Annotated in this window: 17 protein-coding genes and 2 pseudogenes; 3 read left to right on the top strand and 16 right to left on the bottom strand. The window is 36.5% G+C overall.

Going from position 1 to position 18,196, the window contains the following annotated elements; translation table 11 throughout:
* Nucleotides 1–72 precede the first annotated feature (72 nt).
* Nucleotides 73–708, top strand: a complete 636-nt coding sequence (locus EEI45_RS05225) for an ABC transporter ATP-binding protein (RefSeq protein WP_125164407.1) — start codon at nt 73–75, stop codon at nt 706–708.
* Complete coding sequence (locus EEI45_RS05220; protein WP_125164406.1) at nt 701–1,483, top strand: ABC transporter permease; 783 nt, start codon at nt 701–703, stop codon at nt 1,481–1,483. Before EEI45_RS05225 ends, EEI45_RS05220 begins: the two co-directional genes overlap by 8 nt.
* 60 nt (nt 1,484–1,543) lie before the next feature.
* Here EEI45_RS05220 and deoC read toward each other — a convergent pair whose 3' ends face one another.
* From deoC to EEI45_RS05155, 13 genes and pseudogenes are all read right to left on the bottom strand, one after another.
* Nucleotides 1,544–2,206, bottom strand: a complete 663-nt coding sequence (gene deoC, locus EEI45_RS05215) for a deoxyribose-phosphate aldolase (RefSeq protein WP_125164405.1) — start codon at nt 2,204–2,206, stop codon at nt 1,544–1,546.
* On the bottom strand, nt 2,193–3,659 hold the full coding sequence (locus tag EEI45_RS05210; protein ID WP_125164404.1) for a UDP-N-acetylmuramoyl-L-alanyl-D-glutamate--2,6-diaminopimelate ligase: 1,467 nt from the start codon (nt 3,657–3,659) through the stop codon (nt 2,193–2,195). The genes deoC and EEI45_RS05210 overlap by 14 nt, the downstream gene beginning before the upstream one ends.
* A 2-nt stretch (nt 3,660–3,661) precedes the next feature.
* Entirely contained in the window at nt 3,662–4,342 is a 681-nt protein-coding gene (locus EEI45_RS05205) for a hypothetical protein (RefSeq protein ID WP_228410223.1), read from the bottom strand.
* A 62-nt stretch (nt 4,343–4,404) separates the two neighbouring features.
* Complete coding sequence (locus tag EEI45_RS05200) at nt 4,405–5,106, bottom strand: RsmE family RNA methyltransferase (RefSeq protein WP_125164403.1); 702 nt, start codon at nt 5,104–5,106, stop codon at nt 4,405–4,407.
* Nucleotides 5,106–5,846 carry a pseudouridine synthase gene (locus tag EEI45_RS05195; protein ID WP_125164402.1) on the bottom strand — a complete coding sequence of 247 codons (741 nt, stop codon included), beginning with the start codon at nt 5,844–5,846 and terminating at the stop codon, nt 5,106–5,108. The genes EEI45_RS05200 and EEI45_RS05195 overlap by 1 nt, the downstream gene beginning before the upstream one ends.
* Nucleotides 5,830–6,366 carry an SMC-Scp complex subunit ScpB gene (gene scpB / locus EEI45_RS05190; protein WP_125164401.1) on the bottom strand — a complete coding sequence of 179 codons (537 nt, stop codon included), beginning with the start codon at nt 6,364–6,366 and terminating at the stop codon, nt 5,830–5,832. The genes EEI45_RS05195 and scpB overlap by 17 nt, the downstream gene beginning before the upstream one ends.
* Nucleotides 6,366–7,091: a segregation and condensation protein A gene (locus tag EEI45_RS05185; protein WP_125164400.1), complete on the bottom strand. Its 726-nt coding sequence runs from the start codon at nt 7,089–7,091 to the stop codon at nt 6,366–6,368. Before EEI45_RS05185 ends, scpB begins: the two co-directional genes overlap by 1 nt.
* 22 nt (nt 7,092–7,113) lie before the next feature.
* Nucleotides 7,114–8,408 (bottom strand): annotated as a pseudogene (locus EEI45_RS10080) (pyrimidine-nucleoside phosphorylase).
* A 2-nt stretch (nt 8,409–8,410) separates the two neighbouring features.
* Nucleotides 8,411–8,863 (bottom strand): dihydrofolate reductase, encoded by a 453-nt coding sequence (locus EEI45_RS05175; protein WP_125164399.1) that lies wholly within the window; start codon nt 8,861–8,863, stop codon nt 8,411–8,413.
* On the bottom strand, nt 8,863–9,732 hold the full coding sequence (thyA, locus tag EEI45_RS05170) for a thymidylate synthase (RefSeq protein ID WP_125164398.1): 870 nt from the start codon (nt 9,730–9,732) through the stop codon (nt 8,863–8,865). Before thyA ends, EEI45_RS05175 begins: the two co-directional genes overlap by 1 nt.
* 31 nt (nt 9,733–9,763) lie before the next feature.
* A complete protein-coding gene (locus EEI45_RS05165; RefSeq protein WP_125164397.1) occupies nt 9,764–10,069 on the bottom strand; it encodes a single-stranded DNA-binding protein in 306 nt (101 codons plus the stop codon).
* Nucleotides 10,070–10,190: 121 nt separating this feature from the next.
* On the bottom strand, nt 10,191–11,447 hold the full coding sequence (yfmH, locus tag EEI45_RS05160) for an EF-P 5-aminopentanol modification-associated protein YfmH (protein WP_125164396.1): 1,257 nt from the start codon (nt 11,445–11,447) through the stop codon (nt 10,191–10,193).
* Nucleotides 11,434–12,660, bottom strand: coding sequence for a M16 family metallopeptidase (locus EEI45_RS05155; RefSeq protein ID WP_125164395.1), 1,227 nt, complete (start codon nt 12,658–12,660; stop codon nt 11,434–11,436). Before EEI45_RS05155 ends, yfmH begins: the two co-directional genes overlap by 14 nt.
* 77 nt (nt 12,661–12,737) lie before the next feature.
* Between EEI45_RS05155 and EEI45_RS05150 the strand changes: the two are divergent.
* A pseudogene (locus EEI45_RS05150) lies at nt 12,738–14,184 on the top strand (nicotinate phosphoribosyltransferase).
* Between the two features lie 102 nt (nt 14,185–14,286).
* Here the strand turns inward: EEI45_RS05150 and EEI45_RS05145 are convergent.
* Genes EEI45_RS05145 through EEI45_RS05135 form a run of 3 tightly spaced genes read right to left on the bottom strand, consistent with a single transcriptional unit; the run spans nt 14,287 to nt 17,868 of the window.
* The gene (locus EEI45_RS05145) at nt 14,287–15,240 is read right to left on the bottom strand and encodes an ABC transporter permease (RefSeq protein ID WP_125164394.1); all 954 of its coding nucleotides are present in this window, start codon (nt 15,238–15,240) and stop codon (nt 14,287–14,289) included.
* The gene (locus EEI45_RS05140) at nt 15,240–16,346 is read right to left on the bottom strand and encodes an ABC transporter permease (protein ID WP_125164393.1); all 1,107 of its coding nucleotides are present in this window, start codon (nt 16,344–16,346) and stop codon (nt 15,240–15,242) included. The genes EEI45_RS05145 and EEI45_RS05140 overlap by 1 nt, the downstream gene beginning before the upstream one ends.
* Nucleotides 16,333–17,868, bottom strand: a complete 1,536-nt coding sequence (locus tag EEI45_RS05135; RefSeq protein WP_125164392.1) for an ABC transporter ATP-binding protein — start codon at nt 17,866–17,868, stop codon at nt 16,333–16,335. Before EEI45_RS05135 ends, EEI45_RS05140 begins: the two co-directional genes overlap by 14 nt.
* Nucleotides 17,869–18,196: the final 328 nt, after the last annotated feature.

The raw sequence follows: 18,196 nt of genomic DNA, 5'->3' as shown, positions 1-18,196 counted from the left end.
AAAATAAATTATTGTGTAGTTTTGCTTTCAATTCCTGATGTTTAAGCTATGATAATTCTATGGAGGCATTTTATGATTGAACTAACAAATCTTAATTTTATGAATATATTGCATTACCCTTCAATTCAGATTATTGAAGGCAAGACAACATTTATCACTGGCCCTTCCGGTTCAGGAAAATCGACACTTCTTAAACTAATCAATGGCATGGTTGATCCACTTGATGGTACCATCTTATTGAAAGATGGTGCGATAGAAGACTATAATCGCATACAACGACGCAGGGACTACATTTTATGTGACCAATCTGTTTTTTTATTCGAACTAAGTGTGCGTGAGAATTTTCATGCGTTTTATCGTTTAAGAGACAATGCATTATTATCGGATACTCAGATGGAAACATTTCTGAGTTATGCATGCTCATCAGCACATCTCGATGATCGAGTAACTTCAATGTCCGGTGGAGAACGTCAACGAATCTATATTGCGATTTGTCTTTCTTTGGCACGTCATGCGATTATGTTTGATGAGCCCACCTCTGCCCTTGATGATACAACAGCTGATATTCTATTAAATAACATCAAATCTTACTGCAATGAAAATCAATTAACCTTAATTATTGTGAGTCATAATTCTCAGTTGACCGAAAAATATGCCGATGATATTGTCCATATTTCAAATTTAAAGGAGGGCATAAGCCATGAATAGCGGCATTATACAGTTGAGTATTCTTCAATTTAGTTTAATCTATCTTCTATTACTCGTCGTATTGTTTATTATGAAACGAGCACAAATAAGTCAGACCCGACTCTTATTTACCGCTAGCATCAAAATGTCGGTGCAATTGTATTTGTCTGGACTGATTCTAACGTATATTTTCGGCAATCCACATCCTATTTTTGTTATTTTATATTTAATGTCGATGGTCCTTTTTTCTACTTTTAGAATTTTAAAGAAAAATCCACGTTTGAATCCACAATTTAAGCGGGTTATCTTTATTTGTTTAATGGCCTCCGGACTGTTTGTGGTCGCATTTTTTGTAGGTGTTATCGTTAAAACCAGTGTCTTTAACCCTCAATATGCTATTCCCGTTGGTGGTATGATTATTGGAAATGCCATGAATGGCTTAAGCTTAGGCATTAAGACGCTTACTGATACATTGGATCTTGAGCGCAATAAAGTCGAAACACTCTTAAATTTAGGTGTCACACCCAGAAGAATTATGATTCCGTTTGTGAATCAATCTCTCGAAATGGCACTTTTACCAACGCTGAACAATATGCTCAATATGGGTATTATTTCATTACCTGGCATGATGACTGGACAAATAATCTCGGGTACAGAGCCCCTCACCGCCATCATGTATCAAACCGCAATTATGATAGCAATTACCACAGGTGTTGCACTCACAACATTCACATCTCTTTCAATTGGTTACCGAACCTTAATCAATGAAAACGAACAAATTAATTGGTATGAATAAAAAAAAGTATTTTCGCCTTCAAATACATCTTGTGTATCTGAAGGCTTAAAATACCTTTTTTTAATAATCAGATTGACTCACTTCGTTTTTAACTAATGCAACACCCGAAGAAGTACCAATACGGGTTGCACCCGCTTGAATCATTGCATCCATGTCTTCTTGGCTTCGAACGCCACCAGAAGCTTTTACGGAAGCTTGGTCTTTGACTGTATCTTTCATTAACTTCACATCTTTAGCTGTTGCTCCGCCTGTACTAAATCCTGTTGAAGTTTTTACGAAATCCGCCCCCGCAGCAACAGCAAGTTCGCAAGCCTTCACAATCTCATCATCTTCTAAAAGACATGTTTCAATAATAACTTTAAGAATGTTATCTCCACAAACGGATTTAATGGATCGAATTTCATTTTCAATTAAGTCATATTTTTTATCTTTTAATGCACTTACATTAATAACCATATCAATTTCATCCGCGCCGTTATTTAAAGCGTTTTGTGTTTCATAAACTTTAACTTCAGTTGTATTTGCGCCTAATGGAAAACCGATAACGGTACATACTTTAACGTCAGTACCCTCTAATAGTTCATTACAAAGGGAAACAAATCCTGGATTAATGCACACACTCATAAAATCATACGTTTTTGCCTCATCGCATAAAACACGAATTTGAGCCTCGGTAGCATTTTGTTTTAGTAATGTATGATCAATGTATTTACTTAATTTCATTTTCTTTTCCTCCATATAGTTTTTCAATGATACGTGATGCGCAAACCTCATCACCCATCCACTTTTCTTTCGTTCCATGCTCACGGTAAATAAATTTCTCTTCACCTTTTCCAATTAACACAACAGTATCGCCTGGTTGAGCCATTTTTAATGCCTTTTCAATTGCATCAATTCGATTGGGTACAAATTCATAATTATCGCCATCAATGCCAGTAATGATATCTTCAGTAATATCCACGACACATTCATCACGGTTATCGTGTTCTGTAATAATAACATGGTCGCAATAAGTTGAAGCAACGCGACCCATAATCGGTCTTTTAGCCGTATCTCGGCCTCCCGCTGCCCCAAAAACCGTGATGATTCGAGCGGATTGAGGTTGTGTTTCACGAACAAATTCATAAACATTTTTCATACTATCCGGCGCATGTCCAAAGTCGACAATAACTCGATACGGTTGTCCCTTTGAAATCATTGTTTGACGACCATCAACATGTTCAATATCTTTAAGTTCTGGAATAATCTTTTCGATTTCGTATCCACGTTGATGAAGGATGGCGATGACATTAAGCATATTGTATACATTAAATATCGCAACGAAATTGGTAACAACATCGTAGGATTTCCCTTCATGAACAAGTGTAAATTCCGTAAAGTCATCATGTAAAACAATATTTTGAGCACGATAATTTGCATTTTTATTTTCAATTCCATAGGTCACAACATGAGAATAATCTTGTTTTAGTAGGGTCTCTCCATACTCATTATCAATATTGATGACCATAAATCCTGATGGTTTTAAATTATCAAAAAGCATTTTCTTAGCTTCAAAATAATTTTCCATCGTTTTATGATAATCAAGATGATCATGGGTAAGATTGGTAAATGAAGCATTATCAAAATCTATAGACTCGACTCTTCTTAATGCTAACCCTTGACTTGACACCTCAAGACATACTTCTTCAACACCTTCCGAACGCATATCATGAAGGTAAGACTGCAATTCAACAATATCCGGTGTAGTTAATGATGGTGCAAATTTATGATCATTATATTCCACAGAAATTGTGCCGATATACCCTGCATTCACGCCAAATCGTTTTAAAATATTGCGCACCGTGAGCATTGTCGTGCTTTTTCCATTCGTACCGGTAATACCATACACATACATATTTTTTGATGGACTGTCATAGAATCGATCCGTTATCCGATGTAATTCAGTCATGACATCCTCGACACGTATATAAATAACACCTTCAATCGGTTCAATGTCATCGGAGTGCACAACGGCAACAGCACCATTTTCGACCGCTTGTTGGGCAAATTGATGACCATCTACAGTCAACCCCTTTAGACAAAAGAACATACCATTCTTAACACGATCACGAGAATCGAGTACTAAATGATCAATATCACCATCAAATTCTGTGTTCACAAGTTTATTCAATTTCATACTTATCTCCTACTCTTTTTTTCTGCTTTAACGCGTTGTTTATTAATTTTCTTAATGCAGCGCGGTTTGATAAGTTCATTTTCAATACAATAATCTAATAATTTAGTTTCATCCAAAGTTAAAATCAAATCAGCGACCTGTTTAATTTGTTTCGCGTCGAGTTGCTTTTCAATCCATAGTGGAAATGATTCACACCCCTTTAAATTAAATCGATAAAAGACATTGATATCTTTGCGAAATAACACGATTTCTTTCTCATTTCGCGCGATAAAACGTGCGGAACTCATGTTAGAGATATACGGATTCAATCCATAGATATCACTTGAAATTAATCGATCTTGAAAATCACTATAGAGTTTAAAGTATTGAGGTAATTCCAATATTGCGGTTTCACGATCATAAAGTGTATTTAACAAAGGATCGAAAAACGGAATGTATACTCTATTTTCATTTTCAATCTGGAATACTTTTAATTTTGACTTCATCGGTGCGATGTCGCATTGAACAATGAAATTTCGTTCATTAAAAAGCAGATTATCCCACATATCAAAATGTTCATTACGAATACGCTCAAATTCATTTTCAAAAGCTTTTTTAGTTTCTAAACTATGTTTAAATATATCCAGTTTAAAGAGATCAGAATCTGATTTAAGGCTCATTCCCAAATTATAATATTTATTCATTTACATCAACAGTTTCAATTCTTTTTTCGGTCGTTTTTGGTCATGATATTTATTCAATATATTCACTTAATCACCTCACACGCCGAAACGATATTACAAATATAGATACTTGCAGTTTCAGCTCTAAGCACATTATCACCAAGGCTGACCTGACGATACCCCATGGCCTCAAACTTAACACGTTCATCGTTACTAAAGCCACCTTCTGGTCCAACAAGGACCGTAATGGATGGTGTCGCTTCGTCTACAACGTGAATAAGATGCGGTTGATTTCCGATATCCGCATAAAGATTTAAATCCGATTGATACTGTGGTAATTCATTAAGTGTCGCAATCCCTAAGACTGGCACCTCATATTGTCGATAAGATTGTTCAGATGCCTCTTTCGCAATAAGATTTAAGCGTTCCATTTTACGTTCAGATCGTTTACCAAAATCACGAACAACACCATGTTGGCTTTGGTAAAGCACAATCTCATCAACACCACATTCACACGCTTTTTGAATCATCCACTCCAATCGCTCAGATCGTATTAATGAAGCAACAATTCTTAATTTATATTTCTTTTTTGCCCAAACAATTGATTCTTGAACTTTGAGTTGTGTGAGGGCATCGTCCAAAAATGTTGCGATGACACCGTTTCCCATGTGATCTACAAGTCGAATCGAATCACCCTCCTGCATTCGAAGTACTTTTCGGCATTGATGTAATTGATCTGCACTGAGTTGCAAGTCTTCAATTGATTCAATGAAGAATTGTTGCATTAGATTTCACCTTTAGCGGTTAGAAGTAATTTTTTTACCTCAAATGGTTTTAATTCACGATATTGTCCAATTTTGAGATCGTTAATATTGAGATATCCAATTTGATAACGGTGAAGCTTTAATACCGGCAGACCAAAGTGGGCAAATATTTTACGGATTTGTCTATTCTTACCTTCATGGAGTGTAATCGAGAATTGTGTCTTATCTTTCGTCACATCATATTTAACACGACTAATTTCAACACCTTTATAATCGACCCCTTCAATTGAGACGCCTTCCTTAAGAGAATTGGTTACTTCATAAGAAAGTCTCCCCTGCACACTCACACGATATATTTTCGATAAATCGAATTTTGGATGCGTCATGTAGTATGCAAAATCGCCATCATTGGTTAAGATGAGCGCACCTGTTGTTTCACGATCTAAACGGCCTACAGGAAATACCCGAATATCATTAGGCACTAAATCAACAACGCTTTCCCGTTCTTTGTCATCGTTTGCACTTGAAACAACGCCACGAGGTTTATTAAGAATGTAATACACTTTTTTTTCTTCTACGGTAATAATGATGCCGTTAACCATGACGCGGTCTTCCGTTGACACCTTCATCCCTTGTTCGGTCACTTTAATCCCATTAACCTTTACTTTACCCTCGTTTATTAAAACTTCGGCCTTACGACGCGAACAATAGCCGCTCATCGCAATAAATTTTTGTAATCTAATATTATTTAAAGAGTTCATTATTTTCTTCCAACATTTCTATCTTAATTTCTGGTAATTCTTTTAAACTTGTCAGCTTAAAGACATCCATAAACGAATTCGTCACTTCATACAGAATTGGACGCCCTACAGAATCCGCACGACCACATTCTTGAATTAAATCCAATGCCTCTAATCTTCGACACATCATATCACTATTTACACCGCGTATTTCTTCAATTTCTAACCGTGTAATTGGTTGTTTATAGGCAATTATTGCGAGAGTCTCCAAAGCGGCTTGAGATAATTGCCGATTTTTATTAAATTCAAGCATATCCGAAATTGTTTCGTGTAGCTCTTTTTTTGTTATCAACTTATAAACAGATCCGAATTCAACCAATTCCAAACCTCGATTTAAGTCCAATAAACTTTGTTTATAATCATTTATTTTGTTATCAAATGCTTCATTTTCGATCCCAAGCGCGAGCATTAATTGTTCTTTATCAACGCCTTCTTCGCCAAAGGCAAATAAAATGCCTTCTATGATTGCAAAATCAGTCATTAAATCGCCCCTTTCAAATAGACCGCTTCATCTTGATAGCTCATTTTTAAATCTCCTATTCTTAACATATCTAAAACGGCTAAGAAGGATACAAGCAGGTATTGCAAGTTAGGTGCTTGTGACAATACATGATCAAGCGATAAAACAACCCCTCCTTGAAATACTTTTCTTAAGTCCTCTACAACATCATCTACAGAAAGCTCAGCGCGTTCAATTGAAACATCCTGAGGATGGGCTAACTTAAAACGACTCATCACTTTCATCATTGCATTCATAAGGTCATAAGGTGTTTGCTCGTAGGTAACCGAATCTTGCAAACTCGTTTTAATTTCCTTAAATAAGCGCGACGAGATTGGTTTCGCGAATTGTTTTGATCGTTCCTCATACCGCTCCGCTAATTCAATACTGACCTCTTTATACCGTTGATATTCGATGAGTCGTCTCACAAGATCATTCTCATCATCTTCAACGTCTTTAGCGTCAAGTTCACTCTTATCTCTAGGCAAAAGACGCTTGCTTTTATACTCAATTAAACCAGCAAGTTCACTTAGATATTCAGATGCTACTTCAAGTTTTTGATCTCGAACGCTATCTATAAACGCAATATACTGGTCCGCTAAGTCATCAATATTCAAATCAAAAAGATCCAACTTTTTATCTTTTATAAGATAAAGCATTAAATCCAATGGACCATTAAATTGATCAATAGATACTTCAAAATTCATGGTTATTCTCCAATCTAAACTATTATAGCACGGCAGCAATTAAATTTGGTTTTTCAACTGCTTCTTGACCCATGATAAAACACGATACTGTATTATTTTTGTGATCATCTGTAATGGGTGTATCACTATATAAAGTCGCTAACAAATCACCTTTATGAATGATATCTCCAATCTCTTTACGAAGCACAATACCCGCTTTGTAATCGATGACATCTTCCTTCGTTTGTCTTCCTGCGCCTAAATGCATTGACACAATACCCAGTTCCATTGCTTTTAAATCATGGAGATACCCATCCTGCTCTGCAAACACTTCAACTTCATATTTTGCATTTGTGAAATGATCTAAATTATCAAAAACCGATACATCGCCACCTTGTGCTTGAATCCACTTTAAGAAGGTTTCATAGGCAGCACCGCTTTGCAATGTTTCTTTAGCCAATTCGTAGCCCGCTTCTGGGGAATCCGAAAGGTCTGCTTGGAATAGCATGTATCCAGAAGCAACAAGACACAATTCTTCAAGGTCCTTTGGACCTTCATTTTTTAAAGTCATAATTGCTTCTTTTACTTCAAAAGCATTTCCAATTGAATGACCCAATGGTTGATTCATATTTGAGAGCATCGCATTGACTTCTCGGCCAAGATTACGACCAATTGTAATCATGGTGTCCGCTAATTCGCGAGCATCTTCTACAGTCTTCATAAAAGCACCTTCACCGTATTTCACATCTAGCAAAATACAGTCAGCACCACCTGCTAGTTTTTTTGACATAATTGACGATGCAATTAAAGGAATTGCATTTACCGTTCCAGTAACATCGCGAAGCAGAGGACCTTATCTGCATAAACTAAATTTCCAGTCTGACCAATAACCGCTAGATTGATTGCATTTACTTGATCAATAAAATCTTGACTGGACACTTCAATATTAAACCCAGGGATTGATTCTAATTTGTCGAGTGTTCCACCTGTATGTCCTAATCCTCTACCACTCATTTTCGCAACTTTGGCACCGGCTGCCGCTACAATTGGGCTTAAGATAATTGTTGTTTTATCGCCAACTCCACCCGTGGAATGTTTATCAACTTTTTTCCCTACAATGGATGATAAATCAATGATATCACCACTACGCATCATCGCATCCGTTAGCGCAGTTGTTTCATCCAAACTCATCCCTTTGAGCATAATTGCCATGAGTAAAGCACTGGTTTGATAATCTTTAACCGTACCTTTAGTAACTCCGTTAATCCAAAAACTAATTTCTTCTTGGCTTAACTCAAAACCATCACGTTTTTTTTCAATAATTTCTACTATAGTCATAATTATATCCTCTCGTAAGTAACTTGTTTAAAAGTACTATATTCAACCTGATTCTTGATCTTGAATTCTAAATCAGAAAAATCTGGAAAAAATGTATCACCAATCACATCATTTGGTATATACGAAATGATTAATTCGTGAGCAAAAGGTAAACTTTGAGCATAAATTTCGCCGCCACCTGCGATAAAAATAGTTTCTTTGGAATTTTGATGTTGAATTAAAAATGCCCTAAGATCTGGAATTGCATTTTCAATCAAAGTGTTACGTGTTACAACATATATTTCTCGATTATCGAGTTTCTTTGGAAGACCTTCAAATGTTTTTCGCCCCATAATCACTTTTTGATTTAAAGTTGTTTTGCGAAAATGTTGGAGATCCTCTTTATTATGCCACGGCATTGAGCCATTCAAGCCAATCGTACGATGTTGGTTCATTGCAACAATGATTTTTATCATCACACACTCACCTTAGCTTTAATTAGTGGATGTGGATCATAGCCAACCACTTCAAAATCTTCAAACTTGAAATCCGTAATTTTCTCTTGGTTTCCATGGATAACCAGTTGTGGTAAAGATTTTGGTTCACGTGCTAGTTGCAATTGAACTGCATCATAGTGATCGTTATAGATATGTAAATCTCCAAAGGTATGAACGAACTCTCCTACCTCCAAATCACACACTTTAGCAATCATATGTAACAACAACGCATATGAAGCAATATTAAATGGAACACCTAAAAATACATCCGCACTGCGCTGATAAAGTTGCAATGATAATTTTTGATCATTGCTTACATAAAACTGCATAAATGCGTGACACGGTGGCAATGCCATTTGATCAACCTCCGTAGGGTTCCAAGCACTCATAATAATACGACGTGAGTATGGATTTGTTTTTATTGTTTCAATGACATTATTTAATTGGTCAACGCCCCCAAAATCACGCCATTGCTTGCCGTAAACGGGTCCTAATTCCCCATGTTTTTGCGCAAATACATCATCTTCAAGAATGCGTTGAATAAATTCATCCATCGATTCACCCTTGTAATCTTCAGATTTTTTATAAAGTTCGTAAGGCCATTCATTCCAAATTCGGACTTTATTCTCGACAAGCCATTTAATATTGGTGTCGCCACTCACAAACCACAGTAGCTCTTTCGCTAACGATGGAAAATGAACTTTTTTAGTAGTAAGCAAGGGAAATCCCTTGCTTAAATCAAAACGCATCTGATAGCCAAAAACACCCTTGGTACCCGTTCCCGTACGATCTTCTCGTAGTGAACCGTGGTCTAATACAAATTGACACATTTCCAAATAATTTTTCATTTTATCACCTACTTTCTATTATACAAAAAAATCACTCTCTTGGGTACTCTTTCGGGTACAAGAACTCAAGATGTTCTGCAATTAAGATGAATTGATCATCATTAATTTCCAATCGACCTTTTACAGAGATTAAACTCCCCGGTTTACAAGAGTTTGTCGTCGTCTCACTTGCACCCCGCCAAAGTAGAATTGGGAAGGTATCCTTTCTAAAAATCCCTGTCGGAGTTCTAAAATTTGAAGTAACACTAACGTGCATCAATGCATAACTCTCATTTGAGTGATCTTCTATTGGCACAGGCATAGTTTCTATGTGACCAACCAATTGGACAAAATTCATAGTATCCTCCTTTTATTTTTTGTGTGGAATTGCCCACAAATATAAATTTACTTCAAATTATAAACATCCTAAATATTTTTTTGTAAATACAACAAAAAAGTTAGATTCTTGAGAATCTAACTTAGTTATTTGCATGAATCATTCGTAAAAACGTATCGTCACTGTCTAAAATCACACCCACAATTTCTACGAGTGCATCATAGGATAAGTCTCGAATCATTTCTAAATATTCAAAATACGAAATCCCATCGAAGTGTGCTCGGCCCAACGTAATGGCGAGCTCATCAGTTTTACTTAATGACATAATCATTTCACCATAATAACGCTTCTTTAACTGATTAAATAACGCTTCATCATGTTTAATATGAGCCATGCGTTCTTTGATAATCGCTTTAAACGCTTCGTGTTTATGGCCTTCATTCACAAAATAGATGACTCCAAAGGACTCACGAATATCAACATCATAACCATATGAGTTCGAAACAATACCTTCATCAAGCCAAACCTGATAGTCTGGAATCATTTCCGAAAAGTTCATTTCCAATAACATACGAATTAAAAATTCATCTTTAAGCTTATGATTCCGGTTATATGGAAACTTAAAGGAATAAGTCATCTTAGGAACTTCAACATCCCCTTGAATTTCGCGCTCTTTAATCGCTACACAATACGGTTCTTCATCAAAAAAATCAACCACTTCTTCCTCGGATGCAAGATGACATTCAGTTTCTTCAAGTACAATGTCCGCCACCTTTTGTGGATCCATAGGCGTTACAATCGTCAATGCCATACGATGGTCTGAATAATTCATTTCAAATGCTCTAAGTAAATCAGCACGTGTCGTTTCTGTCACACTTTGTTCTGTTCCCGCATTGTCATAGATAAAGGGATAGTGGTGAAATAGATTTACATACGTTTCGTTTAATAAACGCATATCCGGCATCTGTTCATACATTTTAATCTCTTCGATGATAATACCCTTCTCTTTTTCAACACTGGCTTCACTTACACTAAACTTACTCACAAATTGAATCAACAAGCGTAATGGCGCTTCTAAATCACCGTTATGCCCAAAATAATACATCGTTTGTTCATAAGAGGTAAAAGCATTACCGCTTGCACCAAGTTCCGCAAACTGACTCAAAATGTCTTTGCTCTCATCTTCAAAAAGTTTATGTTCTAAGAAGTGTGCAACCCCTGACTTGTGCTCAACAACAGTTCCGTTCAAACTCTGTTTGAGATTTAATGCACCAAATGGCGTTCCGTAAACTGCGCTGGACCGCTTAAATCCGGGTCGATGCACTACAGTAACGCTCAAGCCACTGGGTGTCGTAAATGTATACACTTTTTCGTTAAAATCGTTCTTAATTGTTTTCATTAGTTTCACCTCGATACGCAAAGATAAACGGTTTTGTAATTTTTTCTAGTACGGCTTTCACATCCGCTTCTGTTACAGCACGAATTTTTTCTTGCATTGATTCAATGGATTCATTCACCTTTAACATATTGTTTCTAAAGGTATGATCTGCAATACTCTTAATTCGTTCTGTATTGCCTTCCAATGAAAGATCTAAGTAATTAATCGCTGCTTTAAGATCTAAAGGCTCCTCACGAATCAAGTCAAATTGCTCGTCAATCAGTGATATTGCTTTCTCAACATTTTTATCACTTACGCCTGTCGCAATATAGAAAATTCCATCATAGACTTGACGCGATGCATAGATTGAATAACATAAGCTATGTTTCTCGCGAATATTTTGAAATAAAAGTGATGTTGGAAGTTGACCTAAATATGCGATAAATACCAAATATGCATAATATAAATCGTCATAAGGTGTGATGCTTGTTTCATAAACACATACCAGCTCACTTTGACTTCCTTTATAACGTTCCTCAAGATACGCGTTTGTAATTTTGGTTTTTAATAGCGCTTCATTTATGGGCATTGAATGACCTACTGTAAATGCATCGAAATTACACTCACGATCAATACCTCCAACTAAATAGATTTGTTTATTAAATTCTTGAATGCAACGTGTATGGAAATTTTGAATTTCTGATAAGGTAATGGTGTCCAAATCTTCTAAATCACCAAAAGCACTTAATCCAAATAATTGACCCTCGCCCGCATACTTAAAACTCTTAACCAAAGCATTTTGGGATGCATTTTCTTTGATGTGCATGTGACTAATACGTAAATTTTTCTTAGCCTCTTCAAGGGTTTGTTCAGAAAGAAGTGGATACAGATACATATCCTTAAGCAACTTAATTTGTTGATCAAGCAACGATTCATTTGTGAATCGCTCATGAATCATTTTAATTCCAAGGTCAATAACTTGATACGTGCCAAGAGTATACGTTAAAGCACTGGTCTTCGCCCCGTACAACATATCGTGTCGCTGTGCCAGTGATGTTTTTGTAGGGTTTTCTATCAATCGGTCTCCCATCATACGTGTTAATAAATTAGCAATCGTATTTGTTCGTGATTCAAGCTTAAATACAATTTTTAACGAAAGATACACTTCATGAAACTTTTCTTCATTAATTTGATAAACCTTTATGCCATTTTTTAATATTAATTCTTCATTCATGATACATCCTCCAAAAAATGATACAATATAATAGCATTGTACATCAATATGATGTAAATAGAAAGAACGGTGACAGAATGATAAAACCTAATGATGCAGTCTTTTTGACTGACTTATATGAATTTACGATGGCTTATACATATTTCAAACAAAACCGACATGAAGAAATTGTTTATTTTGATATGTTTACCCGTAAAATACCAAACCAAGGGGGCTATCTCATTTTCAATGGCTTAAGCAAACTTATCGAAACAATTAATAATTTTAAATTTACACAGGATCATATTGATTATCTTTATGAACAAGGCTTTACAGATCCGAAATTTCTTGATTATTTATTAAACTTAGAATTAAATCTCGATATTTGGGCAGTGGAAGATGGAACTGTAGTCTTCCAAAATGAACCCCTTGTAACGGTGCGGGGTACCGTGATCGAAGCACAGCTTATCGAAACACTGCTCTTGTTATCCATCAACTATTCTACTTTAGTGACAACTAAAGCGAGTCGCATTGTAAATGCAGCCCGAGGACGTGCTGTCCTTGAATTTGGCGCACGTCGTGCACATGGTTATGATTCTTCGGTCGATGGAGCACGTGCTGCAATCATCGCTGGATGTATCGGGACATCGCACACGCTTGCTGGTTATCAATACGGAGCCAATGTTTCTGGAACTATGGCACACTCGTATATTCAACTTCATGATTCTGAATTTGAAGCGTTTATGTCTTTTGCGGAAATTAATCCAGATAATGCAATTTTTCTAGTTGATACCTATGATACATTAGGATCCGGTATCCCTAACGCAATACGTGTTGCACATGAATATCTAATTCCAAATGGATACCGCCTTAAAGCCATCCGACTCGACTCCGGTGACCTCGCCTACCTATCCAAGGAAGCGCGCAAAATGCTTGATGAGGCAGGACTTGAAGATTGTAAGATTATGGCTTCAAACTCTCTTGATGAATATCTCATCGATGACCTCATTTACCAAGGTGCACAAATTGATTCATTTGGTGTTGGCGAAAATTTGATAACTTCTAAATCTGAGCCAGTCTTGGGAGGCGTCTACAAGTTAGTTGCCCAAGAACATTCAGATAGAACCCTGACACCTAAAATTAAAGTCAGCGAAAACATCGAAAAATTACAAACCCAAGTTATAAACGTCTCTATCGTTTTATGATAATCATACAAACAAGGCACTTGCAGATTACATTGCACTTGCAGATGAGATTATTCCAACAGATACGATTACAATCTTTGATCCATCAGCGCCTTGGAAGAAAAAAACACTTACCGATTATCAAGTCAGAGAATTACAAGTTCCCATTTATCAAAATGGTAAATGTGTTTATGAACTACCCAATCTTGAAGAAATCGCTCTATATTCGCAAAAAGAATTGGAAACAATTTGGGATGAGGTTAAACGTCTTCACTACCCTCACCGCTACTACGTTGATTTGTCGCAAAAACTCTATGACCTAAAATTAGAACTTCTTCACAATATTAACGAAAATAAATAGACTCTATGGAATTCAATGTTTTCTGTTTTAAAATACATTTCCACAAAAAAAGGTATGATTCTCTCCTAGAAAATCATACCTTTTTTCTTTTAATATTCTAATTTAACGTTTCCCTGCATCATAAGGTTGACCCGCAGCTTTAGGTGCGGCAGATTTCTTAGATGTGAATACAAGTACGACTAAAGTCGCAATATATGGCAACATTTTAAATACTTGATCAGGAATTCCAAGCCCATTCAAGAACGGTATTCCCGAATAAACATTTGAAAGCGTTAGCGCAAGTGCGAAAAATAGCGATGAGAAGAAGATCGTCTTCGGTCTCCATTGTCCGAAAATAAGAATTGCTAATGCAAGGAACCCATATCCATTGGCTGTTCCCGTAAATGAAGTACTGATTGGAACTGTGATAATAAGTCCACCAAGACCAGCCAATGCTCCAGAAATAAGAACACCCGCCCAGCGAATTCGTTTTACATTTCCACCTGCAGCATCAAGTGCATGAGGATTTTCTCCAGCAGATCGTAAACGTAATCCAAAGCGTGTTTTATAGATAACAAAAGTTGCGATAAAAAGTATTGCAATACCAATATAGGTAGAAATATACGCGTTTGTAAAAAACAGTTTTCCAACGATTGGGATTTCTGATAAGAATGGTACTTTTCGAATGAGGAACTCATTTCTAAAAGGAATTTCTTTTACAGAATATAAAAGTCGCGCAATATATACCGTGAATGCCGGAGCAAACATATTAATCGCAGTCCCACTAATGGTTTGGTCTGCATTCATATTAATTGCCGCGAAGGCATGAACTGCTCCCATCGCAAGTCCTGCAAGGATGGATGCTAACATTGCAACAATATACAGCAATTGACCTGACATATGATTTTGAAGGAAAAAGAGAGTGATAACTCCAAAGAAGGTACCAAAAACCATAATCCCTTCTAAAGCGATATTGACAATTCCACCACGTTCAGAGAAAAGTCCTCCAAGTGAAACAACCAATAATGGAATCGCAACATATAACATCTGTTGAACAATAAATGCGAGTGTGTTCATCAGTTATCACCTCCGGAATTTTTAGTCACTTTCGCAATAAATCCCTTAAGAAGTATTGTTAGTGCGCTCACATAAATAATTGTTGCGGTGATAACAGAAATAATTTCAGGTTCAAGACCGAATAATTGAAGATTATTACCACCATACGTAATATGTGCGATGAATAGACCCGAAAGAATAATACCAATCGGATTGCTTTGTGCAAGTAATGCGACAGAAATACCATCAAAACCTTCTGTTAAAAGAACATTGAGGACATCCATGTATTTTCCAACATTTGCAAGATACATTACTGCACCTCCAAGGCCAGCAAGCGCTCCAGCAATTGTCATCGAGAGAATAATTGATTTTTTTTCATTAATTCCTGCATAACGACTTGCATGGCGATTATACCCTACTGCCTTGAGTTCAAATCCGAATTTCGTTTTTTCTAAAACAATGTAGATTAGAATTGCCATAACAATCGCAATAACAATACCAATATTTACTGATGATCTTGGAAAAATTTTATTCAAACCAAGTACCGGTAAATATGCATTGACAGGCGGTAAGGTTCTTGAATGAACGGAATCAAATGCCGTATTAGTAATTAGATAATTTACTGCATACATTCCTATATAGTTCAGCATAATCGAAGCAATAACTTCATTCACATTTCGATAAGCCTTTAAAACACCAACAATCGCACCCCATAGCGCTCCTGCAAGTGCTCCACCAATTAATCCGACAATCCAACCAGTTCCAGCAGGCATCCATGTCCAGTTCACACCAATATATACGGCAGTAAAGGCACCAACCGTGAATTGTCCGGAGGCTCCGATATTAAAGAGACCCGTTTTAAATGCAAATCCGACGGATAATCCCGTTAGAATAATCGGCGCAGCACGGAATAGAACGTTACCCATACCGCGTAAATTATGATGGAAACCACCTTTAAGAATAATCCAAAATGCACTGAGTGAATATTGTGGCGTTGTCAAAAGGATCACTAAAAATCCAACAAACAAACCAATGATGATTGCAAGAAAAGATGCAATTACTGCATGATTGCCTTCATTCGCGAAAAAGTCTTTAATTTTTTTTCCAATTAAACTAGTTTTTGCCATTTAGAGTACCCCGCTTTGCTCCAGCCATATATAAGCCCAGTTCTTGTTGCGTAATATCTTCCGGCTTAAATTCACCTACAAACTCTCCGTTATACATTACGAGGATCCGGTCACTAATGTTCATAATTTCAGATAACTCATAAGATACTAAAAGCACTGACTTTCCAGCATCACGTTGAGCCACAAGCTGATTATGAATATATTCAATTGCTCCTACATCCAAACCTCGCGTTGGTTGAACTGCCATCAGAACCTCAGAACCCATATCAATTTCACGGGCAAGAATTGCTTTCTGTTGATTTCCACCCGACATACTGCGCACAACAGAACTTGGTCCTTTTGAGCTACGAATATCAAATTTCTCAATCATTTTACGAGCGTATGTTTCAATTTTATCAAATCGGAGCATCCCGTTTTTTTGGAATCGATCTGTAAAATATTGTTTTAAGACGAGATTATAATCTAATTTATAATCAAGGACTAAGCCATCTTTGTGACGGTCCTCAGGGATATGCGAGATACCATGTGTATTTCGGTATCGTATCGATTTATCTTCAATACTTTCCCCTTTGAGCACAATCTCTCCTTGAGTTATGGGTAACATCCCTGCAATTGCATAAACCAACTCATGTTGCCCATTCCCTTCAATCCCTGCAATACTTACAATTTCACCCTCATGCAATGCAAAAGAAGCTGCTTTTACAGCATCATGATTTCCATGGGATGAAGCCACATTAATATTTGTAACTTCTAAAACAACTTCACCACGTTCTTGTGGTTTCATATCAATATTTAAATCTATTTTTCGACCAACCATCATTTCGGACATTTCATCGACGGTCACATCTTTAACATTAACAGTCCCAATAAATTTTCCTTTACGTAAAACTGACACACGATCGGCAACTTCTTTAATCTCATTTAATTTATGCGTAATAAAAATAATTGATTTGCCTTCCGATCGAAGTTGTTTCATAATTGCCATTAACTCTTGAATCTCTTGAGGTGTCAAAACAGCCGTTGGTTCATCGAAAATCATGACATCACTCTCACGGTAAAGTAATTTTAAAATTTCAACACGTTGTTGCATTCCAAGAGATATATCAGATATTTTCGCATCCGGATCAACATTTAAATTGTATCGATTACTTAACTCAATGATGTCTTTTCGAGCTTCCGCAAGACGGACCATGCCGCGCTCAACGGTTTCAACGCCTAAAATAATATTTTCTGTAACCGTAAAGTTATCTACTAATTTAAAATGCTGATGTACCATTCCAATTTTATGGTAGGTAGCCTCATGAGGGTTATTGATTTGGGTTACTTTGTCACGAATGACAATCTCCCCTGAATCTGGTTGATACATTCCAAACAACACAGACATCAACGTTGACTTACCAGCGCCATTCTCACCCAGTAGCGCTAGAATTTCCCCTTCACGAAGTGAAATTGTGACGTCATCATTGGCTCTAATGCCTGGAAACGTCTTGGTGATATGATTCATTTCAACAATATTTTTCATATTCCCTTACACTCCTTAAACATATCATACACAAAAAAAGACCTATAAAACAGTAAAATTTAAATAATAAAAATATCAAGCAGACTTGATATTTGATTGTCGATTTTTCATAAGCATCATCCCCATATTATTTTTTTACTTTAAACCCTCATATTTTACTCAATTGAAGCGCATAGATTGTATCATTTGTGTGGTAATTAACCCTTTGTGATGGGTTCTAACTTCAATGATCCCCTTGGTAGAATATGATTGATGTTCACCTAAATTTTAGCATTTTCAACACAGTTTAGCAAGCGCTTTCAATAATGGGATACATACGAATCGCTGA

The sequence above is a fragment of the Erysipelothrix piscisicarius genome (assembly GCF_003931795.1).
GTDB classification, from domain to species: domain Bacteria; phylum Bacillota_I; class Bacilli_A; order Erysipelotrichales; family Erysipelotrichaceae; genus Erysipelothrix; species Erysipelothrix piscisicarius.
This window is presented reverse-complemented; position numbering and strand designations above follow the sequence as displayed.